Origin of the sequence: Pseudomonas sp. REB1044 (genome assembly GCF_038813925.1) — a bacterium.
GTDB classification, from domain to species: Bacteria; Pseudomonadota; Gammaproteobacteria; order Pseudomonadales; family Pseudomonadaceae; genus Aquipseudomonas; species Aquipseudomonas boreofloridensis.
The window spans coordinates 3,297,985-3,309,824 of sequence record NZ_CP046139.1; the positions used below are offsets into that span (position 1 = coordinate 3,297,985).

Consider the following 11,840-nt stretch of genomic DNA (forward strand, 5'->3'; position numbering starts at 1 on the left):
GCTCCTGCTCCTTCAGTAGGAAATCTCCCTGCACCACAGGTTATGCCAGCGCCGCAGTACTGTTTTCTGTAACGAAAATGTAATATTCGTTTTCGCAGATAAAACAACAACGCTGGAGCTTCCCATGCTTGCCTTCTTCCGCCCTGCCGCACACCGGGCGCCACTGCCCGCCGATCAAGTCGACAGTACTTACCGCCGCCTGCGCTGGCAGATCTTCGCCGGTATCTTCATCGGCTACGCCGGTTACTACCTGCTGCGCAAGAACTTCTCCCTGGCCATGCCCTACCTGATCGAAGAGCAGGGCTATACCCGTGGTCAACTGGGTGTGGCGATCTCCGCCATCGCCATCGCCTATGGCCTTTCCAAATTCCTCATGGGGCTGGTGTCCGACCGCTCCAACCCCCGCTATTTCCTGCCCTTCGGCCTGCTGGTGTCGGCCGCGGTAATGTTTGTGTTCGGTTTCGCACACTGGGCCACCTCCAGCGTGACCATCATGTTCGTGCTGCTGTTCATCAACGGCTGGGCCCAAGGCATGGGTTGGCCGCCCAGTGGCCGCACCATGGTGCACTGGTGGTCGCAGAAGGAGCGTGGCGGTGTGGTGTCGGTGTGGAACGTGGCGCACAACGTCGGCGGCGGCCTGATCGGCCCACTGTTCATCCTCGGCCTGGGCTGGACCAACGACTGGCATGCGGCCTTCTACGTACCCGCGGCCGTCGCCGTGCTGGTGGCCGTGTTCGCCTTTGCCACCATGCGCGACACGCCGCAGTCGGTCGGCCTGCCGCCAATCGAGGAATACAAGAACGATTACCCCGAAGGCTACGATGCCAGCCACGAGCAGGAATTCAGCGCCAAGCAGATCTTCGTCAAGTACGTGCTGCGCAACAAGATGCTCTGGTACATCGCCCTGGCCAACGTGTTCGTCTACCTGCTGCGCTACGGCGTGCTCGACTGGGCGCCGACCTACCTCAAGGAAGCCAAGCACTTCACCGTCGACAAGACCTCCTGGGCCTACTTCTTCTACGAATGGGCAGGCATTCCGGGCACCCTCCTGTGCGGCTGGATGTCGGACAAGATCTTCCGGGGCAACCGTGGCCTGACCGGTATCGTGTTCATGGCGCTGGTGACCGTGGCCACCCTGGTGTACTGGCTCAATCCACCGGGCAATCCCACCGTCGACATGATCGCGCTGGTATCCATCGGTTTCCTGATCTACGGCCCGGTGATGCTCATCGGCCTGCAAGCGCTGGAACTGGCGCCGAAGAAAGCCGCCGGCACCGCCGCCGGCTTCACCGGCCTGTTCGGCTATCTGGGCGGCTCGGTCGCCGCCAGCGCAGCGATGGGCTACACCGTCGATCACTTCGGTTGGGACGGTGGCTTCGTACTGCTGATCGGTGCTTGCGTGCTGGCCATCGCCTTCCTGTTGCCTACCTTGCGTCACAACCGCGTCGCGAGCAGCAGCCGCTAAGCAAAGCGCTGATACGCCGGACGGCCATTGAGCGACATGCTTTGAAACACTTGCTGACAGGCCCGCCCGTCCCGGGCCTGTCAGCCCACTTCCTCAGGTTTTCTCTCGTTCGAACGACGCTGGCTTCGTCCTACGCGACAGGGCCGCGGAAACGACTAGGCTGTTACGGCGGTCCTAGCTTGCAATGGCCTTCATTCAAACGACCCACAAGAGAAAACGCTATGAAACGCACGCTGCTCCTCGGTCTACTCGCGAGCCTCTCCCTCGGCGCTCATGCCGCCTCCGTGGAGGTGCCGATCAACCTGGTCAGCGCTGACGGTGCGCCACAGCCGATCGGCCAGGTGACCATCAGCGAATCGGCCTACGGCCTGATTTTCACGCCTCAACTGAGCAAGCTGCCCGCTGGCATCCACGGCTTCCACGTGCACGAGAACGGCAGTTGCGATGCTGGGGTCAAGGATGGCAAGAAGGTCGCCGCACTGGCCGCTGGCGGGCACTTCGATCCGGCCAAGACCGGCAAGCACCTGGGCCCCTACGGCGACGGCCACCTCGGCGATCTGCCGGCGCTGTACGTGACCACCGATGGCAACGCCACCTATCCGGTGTTGGCCCCGCGCATCAAGAAAATTTCCGAAATCAAAGGCAAGGCCCTGATGGTCCATGCTGGCGGCGACAACCACGCCGACATGCCCATGCCCTTGGGCGGTGGCGGCGACCGCATGGCCTGCGGCGTGATCTGAACCCGCGTGGCCGGGCGTCAGTAATCGCCACGCTTGCGAAATGCCCAGCGCCCGGCCAGCACCGTGAACGTGAACACCAGCGCCACCAGCACCCAGAATCCATTGGGATCGTCGGCCAGCGGAATGCCGCCGACGTTCATACCGAAGAAGCCGGCGATGATGTTGATCGGCAGCGCCAGCACGGTTACCACCGTCAAAGTGAACAGCGTGCGGTTGTTGTCCTCGGTCAGCTTGGCGGCGATTTCTTCCTGCAACAGCTTGATGCGCTCCACCAGCGCGGTGAGGTCGTTGATGATCACCGCGAACTCCTCGGTGGCCGCACGCAACTGCCGCATGTCCTGCTCGCGCAACCACTCCGGCGGCCGGTTGAGCAGCCGCAGCAATGAGCCGGGTTCGAGCGCCAGCAGCCGCTGCAACCGCACCAGCGCCCGACGCAGGGTACTGAGCTCGGCGCGGTTGACACCCAGGCGCTGGGACAGCAACTGATCCTCGATACGGTCCACATGCAAGGTGGTTTCACGCACCACCTGGGTGAGCAGGTCGCCCTGATCGCCCAACAAGTGAATCAGCAACTCGACGGTCGAGTCGAAACGCTCGCCGCGCTTGACCGACGAGCGCAAGGTATCCACCGACTGCAGCGGATGCAGGCGCGCACTGACCAACAGACGGCGACGCGCGCAGGCCCACAATGTCGACACCTCCGAGGACACCCGCCCGAAGCTGAATACCACGTCGTTGACCACGGCTAGCAAGGCCGCATCGGTATGCTCGATGCGCGTGGAGCGAGAGCCCTCGCGCAGGGTCTCGAAAAACGTCTCCGGCAACGCCAGGTTGCTGCGCATCCAGCGTTCGCACGAGGCGTGAGCAAGGTTCAGGTGCGGCCAGAGAAAATGCTCGGAGTCGTCGTCCTCCTGCATCAGATGCATGGCCTGATTGGCGTCGATCTCGCGTCCTGGCTCGCCGGGACGGAACACGAAACCGCAAAGCAGGCCATGCAGCTCGGTTTCCTGGGCACCGTGCGCGGCGCCTGCCAATGGGCGAGTTTTGTCGGATGAGGATGAATGATGTGTGGGCAAGGTGAGGCCCTGGCGCGGTGGAGGATGGCGCGATCATAGGTAAGCCAATATGACGATCTTGTGACCATGTACTGATCTTCATCCAGCCGCCCACACCGTCATTCAGGGGCCGCTGGGCGACCCCATCCTCCGGGAGGCCTCAGGCTGCCTTGCGCCCCAGGGCGATCGCCTGCGAAGCCGCCAGCATTGACCGCAGCAGCACGGCGCAACCGGCTGCCAGATCTTCGGGCGCAGCGTTCTCGATCTCGTTGTGGCTGATGCCGTTCTCGCACGGCACGAAGATCATCCCCGCCGGGCCGAGTTCGGCCAGGAAGATCGCGTCGTGCCCTGCCCCGCTGACGATATCCATGTGCGACAGGCCCAGGCTTTTCGCCGACTCACGCACCGCATCGACACAACCCTTGTCGAAATACAGCGCCGGGAAGTCGGCGGTCGGCGTCAGCTCGAAGCTCAGCCCGTGTTTCTCGCACGTGCGCTCGATGACTTCGCGCACCTCGGCGATCATCGCGTCCAGCCGCTCGCCCTGCAGATGACGGAAGTCCAAGGTCATGCGCACTTCACCCGGAATCACGTTGCGCGAGCCTGGGTAGGCTTGCAGACAGCCGACCGTGCCACAGGCATGCGGCTGGTGACCCAGGGCGGCGCGGTTGACGGCCTCGACCACTGCCGCCGCCCCCACCAATGCATCCTTGCGCAGGTGCATCGGCGTCGGCCCGGCATGCGCCTCGACGCCGCGCAGGCTCAGGTCGAACCACTTCTGCCCCAGGGCGCCGAGCACCACACCAAGGGTCTTGTGCTCGTCTTCCAGAATCGGGCCCTGCTCGATATGCGCCTCGAAGTAGGCGCCCACCGGATGCCCCAGCACCGCACGCGATCCGGCGTAGCCGATCGCCTGCAACGCCTCGCCGACGCTGACACCCTCGACATCGCGTTTGGCCAGCGTTTCCTGCAGGGTGAACTTGCCGGCGAAGACCCCCGAACCCATCATGCAGGGCGCGAAGCGCGAGCCCTCTTCGTTGGTCCAGACCACAACCTCCAGAGGCGCCTCGGTTTCCACGCCCAAGTCGTTCAAGGTACGGATGACCTCCAGGCCCGCCATCACCCCGAAGCAGCCATCGAACTTGCCGCCGGTGGGTTGGGTATCGATGTGACTGCCGGTCATCACCGGCGGCAAGTCGGGGTTACGCCCGGGACGCCGGGCGAATACGTTGCCCACCGCATCGACGCTGACGCTGCAGCCGGCGGCTTCGCACCACTGCACGAACAGGTCACGGGCCTGGCGGTCGAGGTCGGTCAGCGCCAGCCGACAGACCCCGCCCTTGGGCGTTGCGCCCAGGCGTGCAAGGTCCATCAGCGACTGCCACAAACGGGCGCTGTCGACATGGCGGTCGGTGGAATTCAGCACATGCTCGATCGGTTTCATCGCAAGTCTCCTCAGGCGTTTTCTTGTTCTCAGGGTTCAAGGCAGTGGCTTGGCCAGCGGCGCCGGCCCGCGCACCGCGACTCGGCCCAGGGCGTAGTACAGGCCGGCACCGAGCAGCGATCCGGTGAACCAGCCGTAGTCGTAGAACCAACTGAAGCGGCTGTTGCCGATCGACATCAGGGTCAGCGCCACAGGCACCGCGAAGGCCAGGAAGCCGGCACGGTTCCATGCGGGGTACACGTCATCGCGGTACAGTCCGGCCAGGTCCAGGCGTTGCCGACGCACCAGGAAGTAGTCCACCACCATGATGCCGGCGATAGGCCCGAGCAGGCTCGAATAGCCCAGCAGCCAGTTGGAATAGACCGTCTCCAAGCTGATATCGGAGACGATCCAGCCCAGCTTCTTGAACAGTTCGTGGGCCATCAGCGCCAGGCCGATCAACCCGGTGAGCCAGACCGCGCGGCTGCGACCGATCAGGCGCGGGGCAATGTTCTGGAAGTCGTTGGTGGGCGACACCACGTTGGCAGCGGTGTTGGTGGCCAGGGTCGCCAGCACGATCAGGGTCATGGCTACCGCCACCCAACCAGGGCTCTGGATCTTGCCGATCAGGGTCACCGGGTCGGACACCGTCTCCCCCACCAAGGAAGCGGAGGCGGCGGTCATGATCACCCCCAGCGAGGCGAACAGGAACATCGTCAGCGGCAGGCCGAAGATCTGCCCCAGCACTTGGTCTTTCTGGCTGCGGGCGTAGCGGCTGAAGTCGGGGATGTTCAGTGACAAGGTGGCCCAGAAGCCGACCATGGCGGTGAGTCCGGCGCAGAAGTATCCCACCACACTGGCGCCCTCCGGACGCTTCGGCGGCTGGGCCAGCAGTTCGCTCATGGACATGTACGGCAAGGCCCACACCAGCAGCCCCACCCCTACGGCAACCAACAGCGGTGCCGCCAGGGTCTCGAGCAGCTTGATCGACTCGGCACCGCGCAGCACCACCCATAGGTTCAGCGACCAGAACAGCATGAACCCGATCACCTCACCCGTGCCGCCCAGGCTCTTCCAGCCGTCGAACAGCGAGCCAAGCAGCAGGTGAATGGCCAGGCCACCGAACAAGGTCTGGATGCCGAACCAGCCGCAGGCCACCACCGCCCGAATCAGGCACGGCACGTTGGAGCCGAGGATGCCGAACGAAGAACGCAACAGCACCGGAAACGGAATGCCGTACTTGGTTCCGGGAAACGCATTGAGCGTCAGCGGAATCAGCACGATGAGGTTGGCCAGCAGGATTGCCAGCAACGCCTCGCCAACGCTCAGGCCGAAATAGGCCGTCAGCACCCCACCCAGGGTGTAGGTCGGGACACAGATGGACATGCCGACCCACAGGGCGGTGATGTGCCATTTGTTCCAGGTGCGCTGGTGCACCTGGGTCGGTGCGATGTCGTGGTTATAACGGGGGCTGTCGAGTACATCGCTACCGGCTGCCAGTTCGTACAGCCCGTGATGTTCGATCACCTGCGATCTGCTCTGTTGCATGGGGCCTTCTCCAGAATTGTTCTAGTTATTCGCTCATCGGCTGATTCGATGGCCGGAGTAAACACATCACCAGTACTGCACCTCCGGTCCGGCCTGGCGGTGGGGCCGCAGTCAAGATGCGTGCCGAACGGGCGGGGGCACCACGCTCGGCCACTGCCAACTGGAGGTAATTCACTGATCTGCAAGACATTGATCGACGACGCTCGACGACACCGGGGTTACCGGGTTCTGTCGATACGCTCGTCTCGGGCCGACCCTGGCCCCTGCACCGGTATCACCCTGGTGCAGCCTGGTTTTTTTCGGTGTGGTTCGCACCGACCTGCCAGGTTTCAAACGGCTGATTTCGCATGGAAAATCTTGACCAGATTTCGATCTTGTCAAGTGCGTCAAAATGGTGAGAACGTGCCCCAGATTGGGGATTTATGATTTTTATTGTTGTTTTTCAATAATTTATCAACCTAATAAGCTTATAAATTATTTTCTTGATCAAACGACGATCAGCATCTAGATTCCAATCTTGTCATGCGTGACAGGATTGCCCTGCACCCTCGAAACGCTGGCACTCACAATTTCAAGAACCGGCAAAACGACCGGTCAGCCTGCGAGGAAGACGGCATGTCCCTGTTGATCCGTGGCGCCACCGTGGTCACCCACGAAGAAAGCTTTCGCGCTGATGTCCTGTGTGCAGATGGTCTGATCCGCGCCGTCGGCCAAGACCTCGACGCCCCCGGCGGTTGCCAGATTCTCGACGGCAGCGGCCAGTACCTGATGCCCGGCGGCATCGACCCCCACACCCACATGCAATTGCCGTTCATGGGCACCGTGGCCAGTGAAGATTTCTTCAGCGGCACCGCCGCAGGCTTGGCTGGCGGCACCACCTCGATCATCGACTTCGTCATCCCCAACCCACAGCAATCGCTGCTCGAGGCCTTCCACACGTGGCGCGGCTGGGCGCAAAAGTCGGCCAGCGACTACGGTTTCCACGTCGCGATCACCTGGTGGAGCGAGCAGGTCGCCGAAGAAATGGGTGAACTGGTCGCTCGACATGGCGTGAACAGCTTCAAGCACTTCATGGCCTACAAGAACGCCATCATGGCCGCCGATGACACCCTGGTGGCCAGCTTCGAGCGCTGTCTGCAACTGGGCGCCGTGCCGACCGTGCATGCAGAGAACGGCGAACTGGTGTTCCATCTGCAGAACAAGCTGCTGGCCCAAGGCATCACCGGCCCCGAGGCGCACCCGCTGTCACGTCCGGCGCAGGTGGAGGGCGAAGCGGCCAGCCGCGCGATCCGCATCGCCGAGACCTTGGGCACGCCGCTGTACCTGGTGCACATCTCCAGCCAGGAGGCGCTGGACGAAATCGCCTATGCCCGCGCCAAGGGTCAGCCGGTGTACGGCGAAGTGCTGCCGGGCCACTTGCTGATCGACGACAGCGTCTACCGTGACCCTGATTGGCACACAGCCGCCGGCTATGTGATGAGCCCCCCCTTCCGCCCCCGCGAACATCAGGAAGCACTGTGGCGCGGCTTGCAGTCGGGCAACCTGCATACCACCGCCACCGACCACTGCTGCTTCTGTACCGAACAGAAAGCCATGGGCCGCGACGACTTCAGTCGCATCCCCAACGGTACCGCGGGTATCGAGGACCGCATGGCGGTGTTGTGGGATGCCGGGGTCAACAGCGGTCGTCTGTCGATGCACGAGTTCGTCGCCCTCACCTCCACCAATACGGCGAAGATCTTCAACCTGTTCCCGCGCAAAGGCGCGATCCGCGTTGGCGCCGACGCCGACCTGGTGCTGTGGGATCCTGAGGGCACCCGTACCATTTCGGCCACTACCCACCACCAGAAGGTCGACTTCAACATCTTCGAAGGCCGCACCGTGCGCGGCATCCCCAGCCACACCATCAGCCAGGGCCGGGTGCTCTGGGCCGACGGCGATCTGCGCGCCGAACCAGGTGCGGGCCGCTACGTGGAACGACCGGCCTACCCCTCGGTGTACGAGGTACTGGGTCGGCGAGCCGAACAACGGCGGCCGACGCCGGTTCAGCGCTGAAGCCGCAGGGCTGACCTGCAGCGTCCGACAATAACGACTCAGAAACGCCTGTTGACTGCCATCCCTGAACGGACGGGCGAGTAACCGCCGCCTGTACCCATAAAAAAAGAGAGAGGCTACAACCGTGATCGACACCCTGAACCACCTACCACGTCCCAGAGCCGGCGCCGACCAGCTAGACACCGCCTTCAGCGACCTCGCCCCGCCCCTGACTGCGCGTCAGGCCGCCGTGGAAAGCGCGCGCTGCCTGTACTGCTACGACGCACCGTGCGTCAACGCTTGCCCGAGCGAGATCGACATTCCGTCGTTCATCCACCGCATCAGCGACGACAACCTCCAGGGCGCCGCCGAGCGAATTCTCTCGGCCAACATTCTCGGCGGCAGTTGCGCGCGGGTTTGCCCCACGGAAATCCTGTGTCAGCAGGCCTGCGTGCGCAACAACGCCCAGGAGTGCGCGCCCGTTTTGATCGGCCAGTTGCAACGCTATGCACTGGACAACGCCCACTTCGCCGCCCACCCGTTCCAGCGCTCGCCGGTCACCGGCAAACGCATCGCCGTGGTCGGCGCCGGTCCTGCAGGACTGTCCTGCGCGCATCGTCTGGCGCTGCACGGGCATGAGGTCGTGGTGTTCGAGGCCCGCGAAAAAGCCGGTGGGCTGAATGAGTACGGCATCGCCCGCTACAAGCTGGTCGATGACTACGCCCAGCGCGAAGTGCAGTTTCTGCTTGGCGTAGGCGGTATAGAAATCCGCCACGGGCAGCGCCTCGGGGACAACCTGAACCTGGGCGAATTACGCGAGCAATACGACGCGGTATTCCTCGGCCTCGGCCTGAACGCCGTGCGCGAACTTGGCCTGGCCGATGAAAATGCGCCGGGCATGCTCGCCGCCACCGACTACATTCGTGAACTGCGTCAGACCGACGATCTCAGCCAACTGCCTCTGGCCGAGCGCTGTCTGGTGATCGGCGCCGGCAACACCGCCATCGACATGGCCGTACAGATGAGCCGGCTGGGCGCGCGCGACGTCAACCTGGTATATCGCCGCGGCGTCGCCGACATGGGGGCCACCGACCACGAACAGGCCATTGCCAAGGCCGACCAAGTACGACTGCACACCTGGGCGCGTCCCGAGGCCGTGCTGCTCGACGAACAGGGCCGGGTCCGGGGCATGCGTTTCGTTCGCACCGCGTTGGTCGAAGGCCGTCTGACCGACACCGACGAGACCTTCGAGTTGGCCGCAGATGCGATCTTCAAGGCCATCGGCCAAGGGTTCGACCACGCCGGCCTGGCCGACCCGATTGCCGCGCAGCTGGCGCGCGACGGCGAGCGCATTCGCGTCGACGCGCAGATGTGCACCAGCCTGCCTGGCGTCTACGCCGGCGGCGACTGCACCGCGCTGGGCCAGGACCTCACCGTCCAGGCGGTGCAACATGGCAAGCTGGCCGCCGAAGCCATCCATGCCCAACTCATGCTCAACGTGGAGGCTGCGTAAATGGCCGACTTGTCCATCGAATTCGCCGGCATCAAGGCACCTAACCCGTTCTGGCTGGCCTCCGCGCCGCCCACCGACAAAGCCTACAACGTGATCCGCGCCTTCGAGGCCGGTTGGGGTGGCGTAGTGTGGAAGACCCTTGGCGAAGACCCCGCTGCAGTCAACGTGTCGTCGCGCTACTCCGCGCACTTCGGCGCCAACCGTCTGGTGCAGGGCATCAACAACATCGAGCTGATCACCGACCGTTCGCTGGAGGTCAACCTGCGTGAGATCACCCAGGTGAAGAAGGACTGGCCGGACCGTGCGCTGGTCGTCTCGCTGATGGTCCCGTGCGAGGAAGAGAGCTGGAAGTTCATCCTGCCGCTGGTGGAAGCGACCGGCGCCGACGGCATCGAGCTGAATTTCGGCTGCCCCCATGGCATGCCCGAGCGCGGCATGGGCGCGGCGGTCGGCCAGGTGCCGGAGTATGTGGAAATGGTCACACGCTGGTGCAAGGCCTATTGCTCACTGCCGGTGATCGTCAAGCTCACCCCCAACATCACCGACATTCGTCAGTCGGCGCGGGCGGCCCATCGCGGGGGCGCGGATGCGGTGTCGCTGATCAACACCATCAATTCGATCACCAGCGTTGACCTGGAACGCATGGTCGCTCACCCCATCGTCGGCGATCAGAGCACTCACGGCGGCTACTGTGGTTCGGCGGTCAAGCCGATCGCGCTGAACATGGTCGCCGAAATCGCCCGCGACCCCGAAACCCGTGGGCTGCCAATCTGTGGTATCGGTGGCATCGGCACCTGGCGAGACGCCGCCGAGTTCATCGCCCTGGGCAGCGGCGCGGTGCAGGTGTGCACGGCCGCGATGCTGCATGGCTTTCGTATCGTCGAAGACCTGCAGGACGGTCTGGCGCGCTGGATGGACCAGCAGGAACACCGCAATTTGGAGGCCTTCCGGGGTCAGGCGGTGGCCCACACCACCGACTGGAAGTACCTGGACATCAACTACAAGTCGGTGGCGCACATCGATCAGTCGGCCTGCATCGGCTGCGGACGCTGTCATATCGCCTGCGAAGACACTTCGCACCAAGCCATCGCCAGTACCCTGCAGGCTGACGGTACTCACACCTACAGCGTGATCGAGGAAGAATGCGTCGGCTGCAACCTGTGCCAGATCACCTGCCCGGTGCAGGACTGCATCGAGATGGTCGCCCAGGACACCGGCAAACCGTACTTGAACTGGACCCAGGATCCACGCAACCCCTACCGTGAAGCGAGCTGACATCGCTCACCCTGCAAGCGAGCCCGCTCCCTCGAGTTCCAGGGCGGGCCGCTCAGTGCAGGTGCGACCTCAGAGATCTTCACCGCTAGGGCTCCAGACCGATCCCCCGCAGAATCACGCCAGTCACCGTTTGCACGGACCGCTCGAAGGCCATGTCCGAGAGCGGCTCGCCGTCGTTGAGCAACGCCACCTGATAGCCGAAGTCGGCGTAATGCTGGGTCGAGGCCCAGATCATGTAGAGCAACGCCGACGGCTCCACCGGCAGAATGAGCCCCTGCTCCACCCATCGGCGAATCTTGGCTTGCTTGAGCTGTGCCCAGGGCACCAGCGAATCGCCCAGGCTGTCACCTAGCAGCGGCGCCCCATGCAGGATTTCCTCGGCCCAGACTTTCGAACCGAGCGGACGCGAACGCGAGTGGCCCATCTTGGCGCGGATGTAGCTGGTCAGCACCACGCGCGGGTCGTCGAAACGCTCGAAGCACAGCGCATCCTGCTTCCACACCTCCAGCAAGTCCTGCAGCACCGCGCGGTACAGCTCGTCCTTGGTATTGAAGTAGTAGTGCAGGTTCGAGCGCGGCAACTGCGCACGCTCGGCGATATCGGCCATGGACGTGACGCCGTAGCCTTGCTCGGCGAATACCTGCTCGGCGGCCTGGAGAATCTTCTCGATGTTGCGACGGCGGATCTCGATCTTGTGGTTGGCCATGGGGCGTCCGAAACGGCGTTAACCGGCCAAGGCTACCACGCAGGTTCATGTGGCGCGCCCTGCAGATCGCCGACTGTGCTT

General features: G+C 63.6%; 9 protein-coding genes. 5 read left to right on the forward strand and 4 right to left on the reverse strand.

Features of this window, described 5'->3' with window-relative positions; translation table 11 throughout:
- Positions 1-124: 124 nt before the first annotated feature.
- Positions 125-1,465, forward strand: a complete 1,341-nt coding sequence (gene glpT, locus GKC70_RS15145; protein WP_342649166.1) for a glycerol-3-phosphate transporter — start codon at positions 125-127, stop codon at positions 1,463-1,465.
- A gap of 221 nt (positions 1,466-1,686) precedes the next feature.
- Positions 1,687-2,205: a superoxide dismutase family protein gene (gene sodC / locus GKC70_RS15150; RefSeq protein WP_039576844.1), complete on the forward strand. Its 519-nt coding sequence runs from the start codon at positions 1,687-1,689 to the stop codon at positions 2,203-2,205.
- Between the two features lie 17 nt (positions 2,206-2,222).
- On the opposite strand, the gene GKC70_RS15155 is transcribed toward sodC, so the two are convergent.
- The 3 genes from GKC70_RS15155 to GKC70_RS15165 form a co-directional block, all read right to left on the reverse strand.
- Positions 2,223-3,239 carry a transporter gene (locus tag GKC70_RS15155; protein ID WP_342651532.1) on the reverse strand — a complete coding sequence of 339 codons (1,017 nt, stop codon included), beginning with the start codon at positions 3,237-3,239 and terminating at the stop codon, positions 2,223-2,225.
- Positions 3,240-3,420: 181 nt separating this feature from the next.
- Positions 3,421-4,704 (reverse strand): Zn-dependent hydrolase, encoded by a 1,284-nt coding sequence (locus GKC70_RS15160; RefSeq protein WP_342649167.1) that lies wholly within the window; start codon positions 4,702-4,704, stop codon positions 3,421-3,423.
- 36 nt (positions 4,705-4,740) lie between these two features.
- Positions 4,741-6,231, reverse strand: coding sequence for an NCS1 family nucleobase:cation symporter-1 (locus GKC70_RS15165; RefSeq protein WP_342649168.1), 1,491 nt, complete (start codon positions 6,229-6,231; stop codon positions 4,741-4,743).
- Positions 6,232-6,846: 615 nt separating this feature from the next.
- Between GKC70_RS15165 and hydA the strand changes: the two genes are divergently transcribed.
- The 3 genes from hydA to preA all read left to right on the forward strand — a co-directional run bounded on the left by hydA (position 6,847) and on the right by preA (position 11,053).
- Entirely contained in the window at positions 6,847-8,286 is a 1,440-nt protein-coding gene (gene hydA, locus GKC70_RS15170; RefSeq protein WP_342649169.1) for a dihydropyrimidinase, read from the forward strand.
- A 124-nt stretch (positions 8,287-8,410) separates the two neighbouring features.
- On the forward strand, positions 8,411-9,778 hold the full coding sequence (locus GKC70_RS15175) for an NAD(P)-dependent oxidoreductase (protein WP_342649170.1): 1,368 nt from the start codon (positions 8,411-8,413) through the stop codon (positions 9,776-9,778).
- Complete coding sequence (gene preA, locus GKC70_RS15180; RefSeq protein WP_342649171.1) at positions 9,779-11,053, forward strand: NAD-dependent dihydropyrimidine dehydrogenase subunit PreA; 1,275 nt, start codon at positions 9,779-9,781, stop codon at positions 11,051-11,053.
- Between the two features lie 85 nt (positions 11,054-11,138).
- Here the strand turns inward: preA and GKC70_RS15185 are convergent, their stop codons facing one another.
- Complete coding sequence (locus GKC70_RS15185) at positions 11,139-11,759, reverse strand: TetR/AcrR family transcriptional regulator (protein WP_295487784.1); 621 nt, start codon at positions 11,757-11,759, stop codon at positions 11,139-11,141.
- Positions 11,760-11,840: the final 81 nt, after the last annotated feature.